Origin of the sequence: Corynebacterium aquatimens (assembly GCF_030408395.1) — a bacterium.
Taxonomy (GTDB): domain Bacteria; phylum Actinomycetota; class Actinomycetes; order Mycobacteriales; family Mycobacteriaceae; genus Corynebacterium; species Corynebacterium aquatimens.
Genome location: NZ_CP046980.1, coordinates 273,145 through 292,025 on the forward strand (window position 1 = coordinate 273,145; position 18,881 = coordinate 292,025).

The window sequence follows — 18,881 nt, forward strand, 5'->3', positions numbered from 1 at the left end:
GCTTCAGCTTTTACTGTGCGTCCTCGGCGGGGTTGTCTTCCACTTTGTCGCGGTCGGCGTCGGTGCCCTCCGGGGCCTGCTCGACGGACCAGCCGTTCTCCTTCTCGCCCTTCTCGACTTCCTGCTCGGACGGGGCCTCGGGCTTGCCGTCCTTGTTCTGGCCGTCGGCAGCGGTGCCGGCGTTGAGGCGGTCAATCAGAGCCTGCTGAACCTCGCGGCGGCGGATCTTGCCGGTCATGTCGCGGTTGAGCTCCTCGAAGTGGTAGAAGGTACGCGGAACCTTGTACGGAGTGAGGCGCTCACGCGCGAAATCCTTGAGGCCCTCCGGGTCGAGTGCGGCGCCCTCTTCGAGGGTGATGCAGGCGACAACATCCTCAGAGCCATCTTCGCGTGGGCGGCCGACGACGGCGATGTCCTCGATGTCCGGGTGGTCACGCAGGGTGTTCTCCACCTCATCCGGGTAGACGTTGAAGCCGCCGGTGATGATCATTTCCTTGATGCGGGAGACCAGGCGGATCCAGCCATCCGGCTCCATGACGCCCATGTCACCGGTACGGAAGTAGCCGTCGACGAAGGCCTTCTCATTGGCTTCAGGCTTGTTCAGGTAGCCCTTCATCACCTGCGGGCCCTTCACAATCAGCTCACCGGCTTCGCCGTCAGGCATGAGCTCCGTTGGGTTGTCCGGGTCGACGATGCGCACCAGGGTGTTCGGGAACGGGATACCCACGTAGCCCGGGCGGCGGTTGCCGTCCATGGGGTTGGCGGTGACGATCGGGGCAGTCTCCGTCAGGCCGTAACCCTCCACCAGGCGACCGCCGGTGACTTCCTCCCACATCTCAACGGTGGAGACCGGCAGGGTGGATGCACCCGAGAAGGAGTTGCGGATGGAGTCAAGCTTCTTGCCGCTCTCCTTCGCGGAAGTAGCAATGCGCTGGTACAGGGTAGGAACACCCGGCACCCAGGTCGGTGGGTTCTTCTTCAGAGCGTCCTGGATCAGGTCCGGCTCCGGTGCCGGCAGGAGGGTGATCTCGCCGCCGACCATGATGCCCAGACCCAGGTTCAGTGCCAGACCGTAGACGTGGAACAGCGGAAGCACCGCGAAGATCTTCTCATCAACCTGACCCAGGTCAGGGGCCCAGGCCTTGCCGGCCTTCATCTGGTGGTTGAAGTTACCGTGGGTGATCTGTGCGCCCTTCGGCTCACCGGTGGTGCCGGAGGTGTACAGGATAACCGCGGTGTCATCCTGCGTGATGTCCGGCCAACCGAGGTCGTGGCCGTCGCCGCCAATGGCGGGGGAGAGCAGTGTCTCAAACGCGATGGTGTCCGGGGCCTTGCCGGAGAGCTTGTCGCGGGATTCGCGCAGCTTCTTCAAAGGCACGTACTTCAGCGCCAACTCCATGTACTTAGGCATCATCTTGGTCATGTCGACCGCAACGATGGTCTCCAACGGAGTGTCCTTCTTCAGGCCGATGAGGTTGCCAGCCGCCTTGTTCCACATGATGGCCACGCGGGCACCGTGGTCATTGAACTGGTAGCGCAGCTCGTGCTCCGTGTACAGCGGGTTGTGGCACACCACCGAAGCGCCCAGCTTGAGCGTGGCCATGAAGGAGATCACCATCTGTGGGCAGTTTGGCATGACCAGCGCAACGCGGTCACCCTTGCGCACGCCGAATGCCTTCAGACCAGCGGCTGCGGAGTTAACCATCTTGTCCAGCTCGGCGTAGGTCATGGTGCGGCCGAAGAACCAAGTTGCGTTCTTGTGGGCCTTCTTCGACAGGGTTTCCTTGTAGATGTCCACCAGCGTGTCATCACCAAGCTCCACCTCATGCGGTGTCCACTCTGCGTAGTGCTTCAGCCAGGCGCGCTCTTCGAATGCCGACATGCGTCTTTACCCTCCAATAGTTAGTAGAGATTATTTTCTTTCCTTAACTACTTAAGTATAGGGGCCAAGTGGTCACCGCGAGGCTAAACCTATGAGTTCTGTCACTTATTAAAGGCATCTTTAAGTGCGGCACGGCATTTACAGGGCTGCTACTATCCGTTTAACAGCTTGTTCAGGTCCGGGGGGATCTGGCTGTTTGACCAATGGGGGGTTTACATGACTACCGTCCGCCACCGTGCGCAGGATCCACAGCCACCACACCATTTACAACCGTCCGGGCACCACGGTCTGGGTGATGAGTCTTCAGCCGCGTTGCCGTACGGCCTCGAACAGTGGATCCAGGCAGGGCCGCTCCGAGATGACGCCAGTACCGGTGCCCACCGCGTAGTTGAGCCGCCTGGGGTTGCGGGTGGTGACCATGTCCCGGTGGGGGCCGATGCGGGTGCGAGGGTGGCGTCGCAAAGCAACGCTCCCTTGAGCCGCGGTGATCTGGTGCGGGCGGTGAAAGCGCCACCGAAGAATGGGTGGCGAAAGGTCGTGCATTCCGTCAGCGGCGGGAGAGTGAATCCGGGAGCCTCACGGCGTGAGCAGGGGTGGAACTCGCTGCAAGAAACTATCCGCACGCCGTTGCGTGGCGACTACCGGATTGCGGTGATGTCGCTGAAAGGTGGAGTGGGTAAGACCACAACCACCGTGGCGCTGGGCTCTGTGTTCGCCCAAGCGCGGGGGGACAGGGTGATCGCGATAGATGCGAACCCGGATTTTGGGACGCTTGCGCAACGCGTGGCCGCGCCGGGGCCCGCCACGATCCGGGACCTGCTGAGCGCCTCAGACACCACCCGGTATGCGCAGGTGCGGGCGTTTACCACCCAGGGCCTATCGCGGTTAGAAGTCATCGGATCTGAGCGCGACCCCGCAGTAAGCGAGGCCTTTTCTGAATCTGATTACCGCCGTGCCGTGGATATTTTGCAGCACCACTACAACTTGATTCTGACCGACTGCGGCACGGGGCTCATGCACTCCGCGATGGCGGGTGTGCTGGACCTAGCCAACACTCTGGTCTTAGTGTCTTCACCCGCATTGGACGGGGCGCAATCAGCGTCGGCGACGTTGGACTGGCTCACCCTGCACGGATATGAACGCTTGGCGGCGAACGCGGTAGTGGTGATTTCCTCAACAGCCTCCCCTAAACCAGCCATTGACATGGACCGATTGGTGGAGCACTTCGCGGCACGCACGAAGGCTGTGCACGTGATCCCGTACGATCCGCACCTGGCTGAGGGGTCCGTCGTGGATGTAGATCGCGTTGCGCGATCCACGCGCCGGGCCTACGAGGAGTTGGCTGCCACCGTTGCCGGGGATTTCGGGGCTTGGCACAAGCACGCCGCGCCTTAGCGACGGTCGGGTGCGTGAAAACGTTTGCTGATTTTCCGGTGCAAGTAAATTTCACCAGGGGAAATACAGGTTCCGGGAGTACCGAGCGCAAACGTTTTCACTGGTTGCCCTCGAACCTCTCGCGGGGTCGTATCATTGCGCGCATGCGCGTAGCAATGATCTCCATGCACACATCCCCCCTCGAGCAGCCTGGATCGGGGGACGCGGGTGGCATGAACGTGTATGTGCTGAACATCGCGCGGGAGCTGGCGAAACAGGGGGTGAACGTGGATGTCTTCACGCGCGCAACCCGGCCAAGCCTGGGCGAGGTGGTGCAGGTGGAGGAGAACCTGCGGGTCATCAACATCGTGGCGGGGCCGTATGAAGGCCTATCCAAGGAGGACCTGCCCACGCAGCTAGCGGCGTTTGCCGGTGGAATCATCGCGTTTGCCAAGGGGGAGAGTGGGTACTCGGTGATCCATTCGCATTACTGGTTGTCCGGCCAGGTGGGGTGGCTGCTGCGGGACCTGTGGGGCGTGCCGCTTGTTCATACCGGGCACACGTGGGCAGCCGTGAAAAATGCGCACCGCGCGGAAACGGATTCACCGGAAACCGAAGCCCGTCGGATTTGTGAACAGCAGTTGGTGGACAACGCCGATGTGTTGGTTGTGAACACGCCCGATGAGACGGTGCAACTGTCCACGCACTATGACGTTGATCCGGCGAAAATTCGTGTGGTCACACCCGGTGCGAACACCGATCTGTTTACGCCGGGGACCAACCGCAACACAGAACTGGCGCGGCGCCACCTGGGGATTCCCCTGCACACCAAAGTCGTCGCGTTCGTGGGGCGTCTTCAGCAATTCAAGGGGCCGCACGTTCTCATCCGCGCCGCAGCAATCATGCTCGAGCGGGATCCCGAGCGCGATTTTCGGGTGATCATCTGCGGGGGAGCGTCGGGAAGCGAGGCTACCGTCGAGGAATATCGTGCGCTCGTGCGAGAGCTTGGTGTCGAGCGGCGCGTGCGATTCTTCGGGCCCCGTCCGCCAGAAGAGCTCGTGCAGATCTACCAGGCGGCGGACATCGTCGCGGTGCCGAGTTACAACGAGTCCTTTGGGCTGGTTGCGGTGGAAGCGCAAGCCACCGGCACCCCGGTTGTTGCAGCGAATGTTGGCGGGTTGCCGCTCGCCGTCGCCGATGGGGTTACGGGGGTGTTGGTCAACGGCCACGACCCCGCGGATTGGGCAGACGCGTTGAGCGCGCTGCTTGACGACGATTCGCGCCGACTGACCATGGCTACCGCCGCTGTCGAACGGGCGATGACGTTCAGCTGGGCCGCTTCGGCAGCCGCATTGGCAGACGTGTACGGAGGGATACAGGCGGGCGCGAGCGGCGACTAAGGTGCCGGGCTCTTAGCTTCTAGCGGTTGTGCGGAGCTGCTTGCCTAGCGGCGCGTTCTTCCTCGACCGCTGTGGCCAGCTGGATTTGTTCGAACCTGGCATTGAACCCCATGCCGGTTTCGATCGTCTGGCCTAGAAGTTCCTCACCTTGTTTGCGGGCTGCGTCAACGTTGCCGGTGGTGACGGCTCCCCACGCGATGTTGCCGGCGCGGTGTGCGGTGTCGCCGATCGCTGCGCCGATGTCATTGTTGAGCTTGTCGTATTCAGCATCCACGTCGACCGGCGGTGCAGTAGCGATGATTGTGTCAAACACGTAGTTTTCCACCTCTTGCTGTTCACTAGCCATGCTGGTGAACTCCGGCTGCTGCGCGGTGGAGTCGGTCAGCTTGAAACGTGCGTTGACCTCACCGTCGGGGATACCGTAGGCGGTTTCCAGTACGACATCGGCCGGTTGCGCGCGGCCCAGCGGGCCTATTCCCTGGGAACTAACGCCCAAGATTTCACGGGTGACGGGATCAAAGTTGATGCCGCCGGAATCGCCGTGGTCATAGTACATACCAAACGACCACACGCCGTTGCGGGTACGGAAAAGCTGGGTGCCGCAGGTGCGCTGAGTGGTGTAGCCGTCCTTGCAAATCGGTTGCCCGAAATTGTCAAAGACAATGTCTTGCTCACCCAGGGTGCGCCAGTCGCGCACGCCAACTAGCTCAACTGGGGCGGACAGGTCACCGCCGAATGCGTCGCGGGACTGCGCAACGCGCGTGTCTGGGACGCCAGGATCAAGGCGCACCGTGCCCCAGTCGCTGGAATTGAATACTTGGTTAGCCACGACAATGAGGTCTTCTTCGTCCTCATTCAACGAATCCAAAAATGAGGCGTGCTCTGTTTCACCGATCCGGGTCAACCCACCGGGCAGCGGGGAGTACACAACGGAATCCAGCTGCTCTTCCGTCGGGTTAGTGCCTTTCAGGCAGTGGCCTGCAGTCACCATGACTCGGCTGCCGTTGACGTGGCCCACGAAACCCTGGGAGCAGGCGGCCAGGTTGGCCTCTTGCGGTAAGGGGATTTCAGTGCCGAAGTAGTCAAGCGGCTCCGGAGGGGTGAGGATACGAAGGCGCAGTGGTGCACCAGGGCCAGCGATGGCGCCGCCCGCCGTGCCCGCGGCCTTCGAAGGCGCGGTCTGGGGAAGTTGCGCTGGTGCTGGACCCCCAGCGTGGGCCGCGGGAGCGAACCCACCTGCACACACGGTCAATGCAGCCAGGCTTGCCGCCGCAAGGTGCGCCATGCGGGGCAAACGTCGCGGGCTGCGGCCAGAACCTGTTGAGTTTTTGGAAAGCGGGGCGAGAGCGAACATGAAACCTACCGTACAACACACCTAACTCCCGACGCGGGTAGAAAAATCGTGGCAAGGTGGAAGGCATGGGAACACTAGGAAACAGCAACGGCAAGCTGATTTTGGTCCGCCACGGCCAGAGCACATGGAATGAGTCCAACCAGTTCACTGGGTGGGTAGACGTTGACCTCACCGAGAAGGGTGAAGCGGAGGCAGTCAACGCGGGCAAACTGATGAAGGACAAGGGCATCCTGCCGGATATCGTCTTCACGTCGCTTCTGCGTCGCGCGATTCGCACCGCCAACATCTCCCTCAATGAGGCTGACCGCCACTGGATCCCGGTGGTGCGCAACTGGCGCCTCAACGAGCGTCACTACGGCAAGCTGCAGGGCCTGAACAAGGCTGAGATCCGCGAGGAGTTCGGTGAGGAGCAGTTCATGGAATGGCGCCGCTCCTACGACACCCCGCCGCCGGAGATTGACCCGGACAACGAGTACTCCCAGACCGATGATGCCCGCTACGCATTCTTAGAAGACGTCCCGCGCACGGAGTGCCTGAAAGACGTGGTGGAGCGCTTCACCCCGTACTACATCGACTCGATCCGCCCGCAGGTTCTTGAGGGCAAGAATGTCATGGTGGCCGCGCACGGTAACTCCCTGCGCGCGCTGGTGAAGTACCTGGACAACATTTCCGATGAGGACATCGCGGGCCTGAACATCCCCACGGGTATGCCGCTGGTCTACGAGTTCGATGAGAACGGACATGTAGCAAACCCGGGCGGTACGTACCTGGATCCAGAGGCTGCTGCAGCGGGTGCTGCCGCGGTGGCTAACCAGGGTAAGTAAGGCAGATACAGCGCAGTCGTGGCGTCGTTAAGCTGGTGGCACCCCAAGCGCTACCTCGGCACGCATGAGAACAGGCGGGCGGAGGAAGACGATGATGCCCAAGCGCGCACGGTGGGCTACATCCTCAACCTTGTGATCCAATCTTCGCCAACGGGGGTGGCGGTGATTGGTCGCGGTGGGGATGTAGTTTTGTCCAACGCGCGTGCGCACGACATGTCGATCGTGCACGACCGTACGCTCAACCCTGAGGTACGGGCTGTCGCCGAGGGCGTCTTCGCGGAGAAAGAATCCCAGTCCATCGATCTCACGCTGCGACGGCGTTCCACGGGGTCACGCATCACCAACGTCCGCGCGGTGGTCACGCCGCTGTCGCTTCCCGACGGGGACTTTGTAGCGGTGTACGCCACCGATGAGTCCGAAAACGCGCGCATGGAATCGGCCCGCCGTGACTTCGTGGCTAACGTCTCCCACGAATTAAAGACCCCGGTTGGGGGTATGTCGTTGCTTGCCGAGGCCCTCCTTGAAGATCCTGAAGATCCCGGCGTTGTGCGGTACTTCGGCGAGAAGCTGCTCAAGGAATCCCACCGTATGGGCGGGATGATCTCTGACTTGATCAGCTTGTCCAAACTCCAGGGTGCAGAGGCTCTGCCGGAGATGGCCCCCGTGCGCGTCGACGACATTATTGATGAGGCCATGCTGCGCAACCAGGTTGCCGCGGACAACCAAAACATCGAGCTCACCCGTGGTGAAACCTCCGATACCTACGTGATGGGCGACAGGTCGCTCTTGGTCACCGCCCTGTCGAATCTGGTTACCAACGCCATCAATTACTCCGCTGAAGGCCAACCAGTGTCTGTCACGCAGAAGGTCGTGCGGGATTCTGTGGTTTTGATCCGCGTTACCGACCGCGGCATTGGCATCGCGCCGGAGAACCAAAAACGAGTTTTCGAGCGTTTCTTCCGCGTGGATAAAGCCCGCTCACGCTCCACTGGCGGAACGGGTCTGGGGTTGGCCATCGTTAAGCACGTCGTGGCAAACCACGGCGGTAATATCAAACTATGGTCCCGGCTGGGAACAGGCTCAACGTTCACCATTGAGCTTCCCGTTTACGCCGCAAACATGTCCGCGCCACCGGTCGTGCCCCCGGCGCTCGCGGATATTCCTGAGGTCTCTGACATCAGTGGGGTCAAAGCCGACGCAAAGCCAGAAGTGAATACTGACAATAAAACTGACCTTCGACTGACATCCGAATCACGGAAACCAGACTCTCTGTCGAAGCCTGCCAGAAAGGACACGCAATGAGTACGACCATCCTGATCGTCGAAGATGAGGAGTCGTTGGCGGACCCACTTGCGTATCTACTGCGCAAGGAAGGTTTTGAGGCAATCGTCGCCGGCGATGGTGCTACTGCGCTCCGCGAGTTTGAAGCAAACAACGTCGATCTGGTCCTGCTGGACCTCATGCTTCCAGGCATGTCCGGCACGGACGTCTGCAAGAAGCTGCGCGCCACGTCAAACGTGCCGATCATCATGGTCACGGCGCGTGACTCGGAGATCGACAAGGTCGTCGGCCTGGAACTCGGCGCCGATGATTACGTGACCAAGCCGTACTCCACCCGTGAACTCATCGCCCGTATCCGCGCGGTCCTGCGCCGCCGCGTGGACATCGTGGAAGAACTCGAACCAGCCGACGGCGAAAACATTCTTGAGGGCGGCCGGGTCCGCCTCGACGTTGAGCGCCACACCGTGCTTGTCGACGGGCAGCCGGTGCCCATGCCGCTTAAAGAGTTTGACCTGCTTGAATACCTCATGCGCAATTCCGGCCGCGTACTTACCCGCGGCCAGCTGATTGACCGTATCTGGGGATCCGACTATGTCGGCGACACCAAGACTTTGGACGTCCACGTCAAGCGCCTACGCACCAAAATCGAAGCCGAACCGTCCCGCCCAGCCCTGCTGGTGACCGTCCGCGGCTTGGGGTACAAGTTCGAATCGTGAGGGCGCAAGCGCCCTCACGATGGATCGAGCCGATAGGAAGCGCCCTCACGATGGATCGAACCGGTCGGGCGCGGGTGTGAAGAAAGCCGCGCGATTCCGTAAGGAACGCCGTTTCGGTCTACGCTTATATATCGTGCGACTAGGTGTATTGGACGTGGGCAGCAACACTGTCCACCTCGTAGCAGTAGATGCCAAAAACGGCGGCCGTCCCACCCCGATGAGCGACTGGAAACAGTCACTGCGACTCGTGGAGATGCTGGACAAAAAGGGCAACATTGAGGACAAGGGCGTCGATAAGCTAACGAGCGCCGTTAAAGAGGCCTCTGACCTGGCCGGAAACCTCAAGTGTGAGGACTTCTTAGCGTTTGCAACGTCCGCCGTGAGGTCCGCGAAGAACTCCGAGGATGTCTTGGACCACGTGGAAAAAGAAACCGGAGTTCGGTTAAATGTCCTCTCCGGTGAGGACGAAGCGCGGTTGACGTTCCTGGCGGTGCGCCGCTGGTATGGCTGGTCGGCTGGGCGGATCACCAACCTGGATATCGGCGGCGGCTCACTGGAGATGTCCACTGGTGACCACGAAATCCCAGACATCGCCGTGTCCCTTGATCTTGGCGCGGGACGCTTGACGCACGAGTGGTTTGACCACGACCCGCCTGAAAAGAAGACGATCAACACCCTTCGTGACTTCATCGACGCGGAACTGAGCGCCGCCGCCGAGGAATTCTTGGCTAAGGGTGAGGCCGGCCTGGCCGTGGGTACGTCGAAGACCTTCCGCACGCTCGCGCGCTTGACGGGTGCCGCGCCGAGTTCCGCTGGGCCCTACGTGAAGCGCACTCTGACCGCGCCGGGTCTGCGTCAGCTGATCGCGTTCATTTCCCGCATGACCGCCTCTGACCGCGCCGAACTCGAAGGCGTGAGCTCCGACCGCTCGCACCAGATTGTCGCCGGTGCGCTGGTTGCGGAGGCGGCGATGCGTGCGCTTAAGCTCGAAAAACTTGAGATTTGCCCGTGGGCATTGCGCGAAGGCGTGATACTTCGGCAGATTGATCAGAGCGCATAAGTGGTGCATTCAGCCGCGTTAATTCAAGCGGCCAGCATTCAACCAGTAAGCTGAACGTTAACTTGAACGTTAGCTTAAGGGGTAGCGTGGAAGTTGTGTGTTGGCACCTCACGGTGGCGTACAAACGGTGGCATAAATAAGGAGAAGACGACCGATGCCGGATAAGCAACTGACTGTTGCGGAGCTCCTCGCCCGCGCGCAGCAGGAGAACCCGCAGGCGGAGGGTGAGCAACCCCGTCGCCGTCGCCGCCGCAGCCTCGAAGACGGCGGCGTGTCCGTCGCCGAACTGACCGGCTCCCTCAAAGCCGTCGACGCCCGCCCCGCCGAGGTCAAGCACTCCTCCGTGCCTATCGACGAGCCCGCCCCTGCACCCCAGAAGCCCACCGCCGCCCAGCCTGCTCCCGCGCAGCCTGCCGCTCCGCAGCCTGCCGCTCAGAAGCCTGCGGCTCCGAAGCCTGAGGTGAAGAAAATCCAGCCCCAGACGCCGGAGAAGCCCAAGGCCCAGGCACCTGGCGCTGATGACACCATCACCCTGCGCAAGTTCACCGCGGACAAGCCCGAGGCTGTAAAGCCGGAGGTAAAGCGCACCGACACCGCAAAGCCGGAACCGGTAAAGCCGGAGGCAAGGCCCGAGGCGGCGAAGCCCCTGGAGCCGAAGGTGGCTCCGAAGGTCACCGCTGAGAAACCGGACGTAAAGAAGCCGGTTGAACCGAGGGCAGCGTCAAAGCCAGCGGCAAAGCCAGCTGGTTTTGGCAATGCGCCGTTGCCGGTGCCGTCGCCAGAGAAGGCGTTTGAAGAGACCGCGCCGGTTCCCGTCGTTCGCGATGAGTCGGTGAATCCGCTGGCGGAGAAGGGCCCGGCCGAGAAGACCCCGGCCGAGAAGGACATAGTCGAGAAGGCCACAGTCAAAAAGCCCGCAGTCGACAAGCCCAGGGTAGAAAAACCGGTTTCGCAAAAGCCGGTCGCTGATCAGGTGGGGGCTGATGGGGTGGGGCCGATCGTCGATAAGCAAAAAGCTCCCATCGAGCCGGTGTATGACGACGTTGAGGAATACCAAGACGAGGCTGACAACGCCGTAAACCCAATCGGCCTGGTGCTGATGGTGTTCGCGGGCCTGGTGCTAGGTGTGCTGGTGTTCCTGGCGTTCCAGTACCTGTGGGGGAACTACGCGAAGTGGATCGTGTCGATCCTCGCGGGCCTGGTCACGGTCGGTGTTGTGGTTGGCGTTCGGTCGATGAAGACGGGGCGCGACACGCTGACGCAGGTGCTGGCGGGTCTCGCTGGTTTGGCGATGACCTTCGGGCCGGCTGTCGTCCTGCTGCTTTAAACCGCTGCTCCGGGCGCTGCCGGGGGCTTGCCTGGGCATGTAGCGCCACGGTGTGGCAGTCTTGGACCCCATGAGCACTATTGCAATCATTGGGGCTGGCACCATTGGTGAAGCGCTGATTTCTGGATTGGTGGCCGCTGGGCACGATCCGGAGACTATTACTGCGACGAATCGCTCCTGCGCACGTAGCCGTGAGCTGCACGAAAAGTACGGGGTGAACGTCACGGGGGACAATGCGGAGGCCGCTTCCGGGGCGGACGTGTGCTTCGTGTGCGTGAAGCCGCACTCAATCGTGGACGTGTTCACGGAGCTGGCGGAAACTTTGGCCGATAATGAGACCGCCACTGTGTTGGTGTCCATGGCTGCGGGGGTGACGCTGGAGTCGCTCGATGAGGCTGCGCACAACGCGGGAACGCCGATCGTGCGCGTCATGCCCAACACGCCCATGCGCGTGGGCAAGGGTGTCAGCGCGGTGTCCTTTGGCAAGTTCGTGGAAGACGACCAGAAAGAAATGGTCGTGGAACTGTTGTCCGCCACCGGCCGGGTGGTTGTTGTTCCGGAAAGCCAGATCGACGCGGCGACGGCCATTTCAGGGTCCGGCCCGGCGTACTTCTTCCTTGTCGCTGAAGCGCTTGTCGACGCTGGGGTGGCGCTAGGCCTTACCCGCGAATCCGCGATGGAGCTTGCCACTGCTACGGCGGAGGGGGCAGGGTGCATGCTTTCACACAGCGGCGCGTCGCCCGTGGAACTACGCGCTGCGGTGTCCTCTCCCGCGGGGACCACCGTCGCCGCCATCCAGGAATTGGAGGAATCCGGCATCCGCGGCGCCTTCTACCGCGCGACTCGCGCCAACGTTGCGCGCTCCGCGGAACTAGGAAAATAACGGTTTGGGCACACTTGGCGGTGCCGGTTGTCGGTCGGGTCGGACGTTACGGAAAATGGCGTTGTAGTGGGCAAATCGTGTTGCGATGAGGCGTCTGGCGGCGTGGTTGCGGGGGCTTCGGGCGCGCGCGGCGGTGTAAAAGCTGTGAAGAAAGTGGAAGTTTTTTGGCTTTTGAGTCGCATGTGCCACTACTTTCACGCTAGGCTAGCTAAAGCACGTGAGTGATCGTCCTGTGGGAGGGGAAGCCTACAGCGCCACGTGTACTTTTGAGGTCCTGAAGGGTCATAAACACATGGCAAACGAAGATAAGGGTAAGTTCCTGACCGTCGCTGAGGTCGCTGAGATCATGCGCGTTTCCAAGATGACGGTGTACCGTCTCGTCCACGCTGGCGAACTGCCGGCCGTGCGCGTAGGTCGCTCCTTCCGCGTAAACGAAAACGCTGTGAGCGAGTACCTTGATGCTTCCACTTTCGAGGCTGTCAGCGACGTCAGCTAGCGTTTGCTAGCCCGCGGCTTCGGCGTTGGCTGGGTTTGTCGGCTGGGTTGTCGGCTGAGTTGGCCACAGAGCAGTCCCAGCAGGATCACCTGCACCCCAATTCCAACGATGAATGCAGATGGATGCAGCGGTAAAGCAACCGCGTTTTTTCTCCCACGGGGCTGACCTGTAAACTGATTCCTCATTAACGCTTTTACCGGCGCGAGTGTTCACACCGACAGTGTGGGCTTCGCGCCTCGTCAGAGTTTCGGGCGCACGCCCGCTTGGAACAAACGAAGAGAAATGAGGAGTGCCCCATGGGTTCAGTGATCAAGAAGCGCCGCAAGCGCATGTCCAAGAAGAAGCACCGCAAGATGCTGCGCCGCACGCGCGTTCAGCGTCGCAAGCTTGGCAAGTAAAACCTTTTGCTTTTCAACGGGGTCCGATTTGATCGGGCCCCGTTTTGCATTCCTCGACGGTCTTAGCCGCTGAGTTTCCAAATGCTCGTTTCTAAATGCTCGTCTTAGCGGCTGAATTTCCAAATGCTCGTTTCTAAATGCTCGTCTTAGCGGCTGAATTTCCAAATGCTCGTTCTTAAATGCTCGTTATACGAGTAGTTGGTGTCTGCAAATGCTCGTTATGCGAGTAAGCCCGCTGGCTGGAACGAGCATTTGCTAAATCGAGGGGCTGGAACGAGCATTTGCGGGAGGGGGGTAGGGCTGGAACGAGCATTTGCGGGAGGGGGGTAGGGCTGGAACGAGCATTTGCTAAATCGGGGGGCTGGAACGAGCATTTGCGGGGGTTAGGGGCGGGAGCGGAAGGCGAGGGCGGCGGCGGCGGCGACGGCGCTGGCGGCGAGGGCGGGGAGGGCCAGGGTGGAGAAGACGCGGCGGACGGAGCGGTAATCGCGGATGAGCCAGCCGTGGGATTTTGCGTGGTGGCGCAGTTCTTTGTCGGGGTTGATGGCAACGGCGGTGCCAACCATGGACAGCATGGGGATGTCGTTGGAGGAGTCGGAGTAGGCGGTGCACTGCTCCAAGTCGAACTGCTGGATGGCGGTGAGTGCAGCCACGGCGTGTTGTTTACCGGGGCCGTGGAGGATGTCGCCGATCAGCCGGCCGGTGAACACGCCGTCTTGTTCCTCAGCGACGGTGCCGAGGGCGCCGGTGAAGCCGAGGCGTTCCGCAAGCATTTGGCCGACCTGGACAGGGGTGGCGGAGACTAACCAGACTTGTTCGCCGGCGTCGATGTGCATCTGTGCCAGTTCGCGGGTGCCCTGGTAGGTGCGGTCCAACAGCTGCTTATCCACCATTTCGCGGCAGATGGCCTGGAGTTCGTCGACGCGGCGGCCTTTGATGAATTCCAGGGCCAGGGCGCGGCCGGAGACCATGGCGTCGGGTAGTTCGCTGCCTTTGACGCGGTATTTCACCTGCATCCAGACAACCGGGAGGATTTCTTTTAGGGTGAAGAATTTCTTGCGGTACAGACCCATGGCCAAAAGGATCAGGGAAGAACCCTGGATCAGGGTGTTGTCCACGTCGAAGAATGCAGCGGCGGTGGCGTGCTGCGGGATGTCCGGGTCGGGTTCAGTAATGCGGATGGAGCCGCCGGAGTTAGCGGCACCGGAGACGGCATCGATGCCGGTCTGAAAGTCCTCAACATGGATTCCAAAGGATTCTTCGAAGGCGGCCGCTGCGGCGGCGGCACCAGCGATGCGCTGCGCTTCGTCGCTAAGCGGTGGGACTGCGGTGCCCTCAATGAAGCGGCGGACGTTGCCGTGTGAGCTCATGTAAGTAGCCTAAAACATGTGCCGAATCTTGTGGAGGAAGCTGGGCAGCCCCAGCCGCTTGTGGAATTGATGGTGCGTGAAACATGCGGATCGTGTGAGCGGGTGTTTGCGCAGATTGAACCCGTCGTGAAGCGTGCTGGCGCGCGTTTAGTTGCGGTGGACGTGGACGGTGATGATGAGCTGGCGATGGAATTCGGCGACCGCGTGCCTGTTGTTGTGATTGATGGGGATGAATTCGCGTGCTGGGAGGTCGATGACGCGGAGCTTGAGGCGGAATTGAGGGCGCGCGGGGCCGCGAGTATCGTTTAGTGGTATCTCAATCTTTCGGACGATAAGCGACGATAAGCGAGGATGAGCGGGGAAGGAGGACAACCGCGGTGGGAGTTTTAGTCGTGGGAATGTCGCACCACTCGGCGCCAGTTGCCGTGCTGGAAAAGCTCAGCATGGACGCACAACACCGCGTGTTTGCCGCCACCGCGCTGATTGAAGAAGCGCCGCTGAGTGAGGCGATGATCATCTCCACATGCAACCGCATGGAGGTCTACGTGGTGGCCGAGGCGTTTCACCCCGGGGTGCGCGCGGTCATGGATGTTCTGGTGCGGTGTTCCGGCGTGAATGCCGCGGACCTGCGGCGATACCTGTATGTGCGCTACGCGGATGCGGCGGCTTACCACGCGATGACGGTGGCCGCGGGGCTGGATTCCATGGTGGTGGGGGAGCAGCAGATCTTGGGGCAGATGCGTACTGCGTACCAGGACGCCGCGGGGGCGGGGACCGTCGGGCCGGCGCTTCACGCGCTGGCGCAATCCGCGCTGAGGGCTGGCAAGCGTGTCCACACGGAAACGGAGATTGACTCCGCGGGGGCATCCATGGTGTCGGTCGCGCTGGATGAAGCCTGCGCGGCGATGGGGCGCGCGGACCTTTCCGGGCGTACGGCGGTGGTGCTGGGTGCTGGGGCGATGAGTTCGCTCGCGGCAACACAGCTGGGTCGACTCGGGGTGGAGCGGCTGATTGTGGCCAACCGCACTCGCGAGCGGGCACAACGCTTAGCGGAACATTCCAGCCAGGCAGGGGTTGCTGCTGAGGTAGTGGACTTTGACGCCCGCGCTGAGGCGATCGAGCGCGCGGACATCGTGGTCAGCGCGACGGCAAGCGGGGGGTTCACTGTCACGCCGGAGGTTCTGGGCACCGCGCCGGGTTCGCGGGTGCTGGTGGATCTGTCTCTGCCGCGCGATATCGATGATGCCGTGGATGACTTACCCGGGATTCACCTGATCAACATTGAGCGCCTTTCCGCATCCATCGGGCAAAGCGTCGCGGGGCCAGCGCGTGAGGCTGCGGAGGCCATCGTCGCTGAGGAAATGGAGGCGTATTCCACCGATCAGCGCGTGCGCGAGATCGCTCCCGTGGTCACTGAGCTGCGTGTTGCTGCTTCCCGCACCGCCGATGATGAACTGTCTAAGCTTCGCACGCGCCTGCCGCAGCTCGGGGACGATGAGTTCGCGGAGGTGACTCGGGCGATGAAGAGGGTCGTCGATAAGCTTCTGCACCATCCGACCGTGAAGATCAAAGAGATCGCCAGCGCAGGCGACATGGAAGACCTTGAGACGACGATCGGCGAGCTTTTCGGGCTTGAAGACGAGGTGGTCGCGCACCGCACGCCCACCTTCAACTTTGAGGCGTCCCAGTTAACGGGCCTGTGTGACTTGAAGCGTCAGGCGCCTAATGGGGAATGAGCCGCGGGAACGATAGGAGAGACTGATGCGTACCTTGAGGATCGGGACCCGTGGGTCTGTACTGGCCACGACACAGGCGGGGCATGTCCGGGACGCGTTGATCGGCGGTGGGAACCCGGCGGAGCTGACGATTGTGACCACGCCTGGGGACATAAACCATTCGCCGGTGGAGCGCATCGGCGTGGGCGTGTTCACCACCGCGATACGTGAGGCGCTGTTTCGCGGTGAATGCGACGTGGCTGTGCACTCGCACAAGGATCTGCCCACCGCGCACGAGCCGCGCACGCACCTCATCGTGCCGCCGCGGGAGGACAACCGCGAAGCACTGATTGCTCGTGACGGATTGACCCTTGCTGAACTTCCGGAGGGCGCGCGGGTGGGGACGTCCGCGCCACGCCGGATCGCGCAGCTTCGCGCCCTGCGCCCTGACCTGGAGATTCTGCCACTGCGCGGCAATATTGATTCCCGCATGGGCCGGGTGACGTCCGGGGAGTTGGATGCCGTGGTGCTGGCGTTCGCCGGGATGTCCCGGGTGGGCCTTGGCGCGCGCGCAACCGAGTTGTTTGATGCAGACGTGTTCATGCCCGCGCCTGCCCAGGGAGCGCTGGCCGTTGAGTGCCGCGCCGATGATGAACAAGTGCGGGAAGCGATTGACGCACTCGCGGTGGCGTCCGACATCGCCTGCGTTCAGGCCGAACGTACCGTGCTGGCCGAACTCGAAGCTGGCTGCACCGCCCCCGTCGCCGCCACCGCGACCTGCGACGCTAGTGGTGTCATCACCCTGCGCGCCGGGGTTTTCGCCCTTGACGGTTCCGGCCGCGCCACCGCCTCCGCTAGCGGGACGGACCCGCAGGCGCTTGGCCGCGACGTCGCGCGCACGCTTATCGACGACGACTGTGCCCGCTACCTCTAGGCCGGGCCTAGCGGTTTTGAAATACGGGGCTCGCAAATTAAGGTGTAAATATCACACGGCATCTACGCCGTTTTTATTTGGTCTGCTTAAGGCGGGCCCGAAGTTGAGTCACATGTTCGCCGACTAGATCTTCTAGAAGAGACTTCATCTATGCCGAGTTCCGCCACGACCGCGTCGACTGTCCCCGCACGCGGCAAGGTCATCTTTGTTGGAGCTGGACCGGGAAACCCGGACCTGCTGACGATCCGCGCACGAGAGGTGCTTGAACGCAACTCCGTAGCCGTCGTAGATCCAGAGGTCTCCAACGGCGTGCGCAGCGTTGTTGCATCGGCGCTGCCGGTTCCCAGTGAAAAGCTCGAAGCCGCAGAAGCCGCTTATGAAGAAATGTGCGCCAAGGCAAAAGAGGCCGGTGCGCGTCGCAAACCTGCCAAGCCCGAAGCACCAACGGCAGCAGAGCTAACGGAGCTCGCGCCGGGGGCGGACATTGTCGCGGCGCTGAATGAAGCGCTTGACCAGGCGGCGGATCTGATCGCGCGCGGGGAAGCGGGCGACGGTGACGTGGTGCGTGTGGTGGCGGGCAACCCGCTGACCCGCAACGCGGTGATGGATGAAATCAGCGCCGTGGCCGCAGCGGGCATTGAATTCCAGGTGGTGCCGGGAATGTCATTGCCGTCAACGGTGCCGTCGTTCGCGGGTATCGCGCTTGGTTCCACGTACACCGAGGCGGACTTAGCCAACGAGCCGATCGATTGGGACAGCCTAGCGGCTGCGCCGCAGCCGCTCGTGCTTCAGGCGCAGGCAGAGCAGCTTGAGATCCTGGCCCAAGAACTCACATCCCGTGGCTATGCCGCCTCGACGGCGCTGTCTGTCACCACCAACGGCACCACGCGTTTGCAGAGGACCTTTGACGCCACGCTGGGGACCGTCGGCAAGCTTGATGCGGATCTCGCGGGCCAGCTCGTGGTGACGATTGGAACGGCCGTCGATAATCGCTCGAAGTATTCCTGGTGGGAGAACCGGCCGCTGTACGGCTGGCGCGTGCTCGTGCCGCGGACGAAGGAGCAGGCTGGGCCGATGAGCGCGCGCCTGAATGGCTACGGCGCGATCCCGCAGTCCGTGCCCACGATTTCCATGGAGCCGCCGCGCAACCCCGCGCAGATGGACCGCGCGATCAAAGGCATTGTGGAGGGCCGCTACCAGTGGATCGCGTTCACATCCGTCAACGCGGTCAACGCAGTGTGGGACAAGTTCGAAGAGCTCGGCCTTGACGCGCGCTCGTTCGCGGGCGTTCACCTCGCGGCCGTGGGCCAGAAGACCGCCGACGCGATCCGTGCCCGCGGCATGATCCCTGAGCTGATCCCGCACCGCCGTAAGCAGAACGCCCAGGGGCTTGTGGACATCTTCCCGGAGTACGTCGAAGAGATTGATCCTGTCTCCCGCGTGCTGCTGCCGCGCGCGGATCTGGGCACCGACGTGCTGGTTGATGGCCTAAAAGAGCTCGGCTGGGAAGTCGATGACGTGGTCGCGTACCGCACCGTGCGTGCCGCCCCGCCGCCGCCGGAGGTCCGCGACATGATCAAGACCGGTGGTTTTGACGCCGTGTGCTTCACGTCCGCGTCCACGGTGAAGAACCTGGTGGGCATCGCGGGCAAGCCGCATTCACGCACAATCATCGCGTGCATCGGCCCCATGGCCGCCGCGGAGGCACAGGAGCAGGGCTTGCGTGTCGACGTGGTGCCTGAGGTCGCGGACACCGCATCGCTTGTCGACGCATTGGCGGACCATGTTGCCGCCCTTCGCGCTTCTGGCCAGCTGCCGCCGCCGCGGAAGAAGCGCCGCACCCGCCGGAAGGCAGAGTCAGCGTAAC

General features: G+C 62.1%; 17 protein-coding genes. 14 read left to right on the forward strand and 3 right to left on the reverse strand.

Going from position 1 to position 18,881, the window contains the following annotated elements; genetic code table 11:
• Positions 1–10: 10 nt before the first annotated feature.
• A complete protein-coding gene (locus tag CAQUA_RS01235; protein ID WP_196824860.1) occupies positions 11–1,882 on the reverse strand; it encodes a long-chain-fatty-acid--CoA ligase in 1,872 nt (623 codons plus the stop codon).
• Positions 1,883–2,098: 216 nt separating this feature from the next.
• On the opposite strand from CAQUA_RS01235, the gene CAQUA_RS01240 reads away from it, so the two are divergent.
• Both CAQUA_RS01240 and mshA read left to right on the forward strand, forming a co-directional pair.
• Positions 2,099–3,277, forward strand: coding sequence for a MinD/ParA family ATP-binding protein (locus CAQUA_RS01240; RefSeq protein ID WP_231375486.1), 1,179 nt, complete (start codon positions 2,099–2,101; stop codon positions 3,275–3,277).
• A 143-nt stretch (positions 3,278–3,420) separates the two neighbouring features.
• Positions 3,421–4,656, forward strand: a complete 1,236-nt coding sequence (mshA, locus tag CAQUA_RS01245; protein WP_196824859.1) for a D-inositol-3-phosphate glycosyltransferase — start codon at positions 3,421–3,423, stop codon at positions 4,654–4,656.
• Positions 4,657–4,675: 19 nt separating this feature from the next.
• Here the strand turns inward: mshA and CAQUA_RS01250 are convergent, their stop codons facing one another.
• On the reverse strand, positions 4,676–6,010 hold the full coding sequence (locus CAQUA_RS01250; protein WP_196824858.1) for a chymotrypsin family serine protease: 1,335 nt from the start codon (positions 6,008–6,010) through the stop codon (positions 4,676–4,678).
• 65 nt (positions 6,011–6,075) lie between these two features.
• On the opposite strand from CAQUA_RS01250, the gene CAQUA_RS01255 reads away from it, so the two are divergent.
• The 8 genes from CAQUA_RS01255 to CAQUA_RS01290 all read left to right on the forward strand — a co-directional run bounded on the left by CAQUA_RS01255 (position 6,076) and on the right by CAQUA_RS01290 (position 12,995).
• Positions 6,076–6,834: a phosphoglyceromutase gene (locus CAQUA_RS01255; RefSeq protein WP_196824857.1), complete on the forward strand. Its 759-nt coding sequence runs from the start codon at positions 6,076–6,078 to the stop codon at positions 6,832–6,834.
• Between the two features lie 18 nt (positions 6,835–6,852).
• Positions 6,853–8,136, forward strand: coding sequence for a sensor histidine kinase (locus CAQUA_RS01260; RefSeq protein ID WP_196824856.1), 1,284 nt, complete (start codon positions 6,853–6,855; stop codon positions 8,134–8,136).
• Positions 8,133–8,831, forward strand: coding sequence for a response regulator (locus CAQUA_RS01265; RefSeq protein ID WP_196824855.1), 699 nt, complete (start codon positions 8,133–8,135; stop codon positions 8,829–8,831). Before CAQUA_RS01260 ends, CAQUA_RS01265 begins: the two co-directional genes overlap by 4 nt.
• Positions 8,832–8,964: 133 nt before the next feature.
• Complete coding sequence (locus CAQUA_RS01270) at positions 8,965–9,891, forward strand: Ppx/GppA family phosphatase (RefSeq protein ID WP_196824854.1); 927 nt, start codon at positions 8,965–8,967, stop codon at positions 9,889–9,891.
• Between the two features lie 154 nt (positions 9,892–10,045).
• A complete protein-coding gene (locus tag CAQUA_RS01275) occupies positions 10,046–11,218 on the forward strand; it encodes an Rv0497 family membrane protein (RefSeq protein WP_196824853.1) in 1,173 nt (390 codons plus the stop codon).
• 70 nt (positions 11,219–11,288) lie between these two features.
• Positions 11,289–12,101, forward strand: a complete 813-nt coding sequence (proC, locus tag CAQUA_RS01280; protein WP_196824852.1) for a pyrroline-5-carboxylate reductase — start codon at positions 11,289–11,291, stop codon at positions 12,099–12,101.
• A gap of 292 nt (positions 12,102–12,393) precedes the next feature.
• On the forward strand, positions 12,394–12,597 hold the full coding sequence (locus tag CAQUA_RS01285; protein ID WP_196824851.1) for a helix-turn-helix domain-containing protein: 204 nt from the start codon (positions 12,394–12,396) through the stop codon (positions 12,595–12,597).
• A 296-nt stretch (positions 12,598–12,893) separates the two neighbouring features.
• Positions 12,894–12,995 carry a 30S ribosomal protein bS22 gene (locus CAQUA_RS01290; RefSeq protein ID WP_003855542.1) on the forward strand — a complete coding sequence of 34 codons (102 nt, stop codon included), beginning with the start codon at positions 12,894–12,896 and terminating at the stop codon, positions 12,993–12,995.
• A 383-nt stretch (positions 12,996–13,378) separates the two neighbouring features.
• On the opposite strand, the gene CAQUA_RS01295 is transcribed toward CAQUA_RS01290, so the two are convergent.
• Positions 13,379–14,365, reverse strand: a complete 987-nt coding sequence (locus CAQUA_RS01295) for an HAD-IB family hydrolase (RefSeq protein ID WP_196824850.1) — start codon at positions 14,363–14,365, stop codon at positions 13,379–13,381.
• Between the two features lie 69 nt (positions 14,366–14,434).
• Between CAQUA_RS01295 and CAQUA_RS01300 the strand changes: the two genes are divergently transcribed.
• The 4 genes from CAQUA_RS01300 (at position 14,435) to CAQUA_RS01315 (ending at position 18,880) form a co-directional block, all read left to right on the forward strand.
• Positions 14,435–14,674, forward strand: a complete 240-nt coding sequence (locus tag CAQUA_RS01300; RefSeq protein WP_196825664.1) for a glutaredoxin family protein — start codon at positions 14,435–14,437, stop codon at positions 14,672–14,674.
• Positions 14,675–14,742: 68 nt separating this feature from the next.
• Positions 14,743–16,101 (forward strand): glutamyl-tRNA reductase, encoded by a 1,359-nt coding sequence (locus CAQUA_RS01305; RefSeq protein WP_290178528.1) that lies wholly within the window; start codon positions 14,743–14,745, stop codon positions 16,099–16,101.
• A gap of 25 nt (positions 16,102–16,126) precedes the next feature.
• Positions 16,127–17,014, forward strand: a complete 888-nt coding sequence (hemC, locus tag CAQUA_RS01310; protein ID WP_196824849.1) for a hydroxymethylbilane synthase — start codon at positions 16,127–16,129, stop codon at positions 17,012–17,014.
• Positions 17,015–17,164: 150 nt separating this feature from the next.
• Positions 17,165–18,880 (forward strand): bifunctional uroporphyrinogen-III C-methyltransferase/uroporphyrinogen-III synthase, encoded by a 1,716-nt coding sequence (locus CAQUA_RS01315; protein ID WP_196824848.1) that lies wholly within the window; start codon positions 17,165–17,167, stop codon positions 18,878–18,880.
• Position 18,881: the final 1 nt, after the last annotated feature.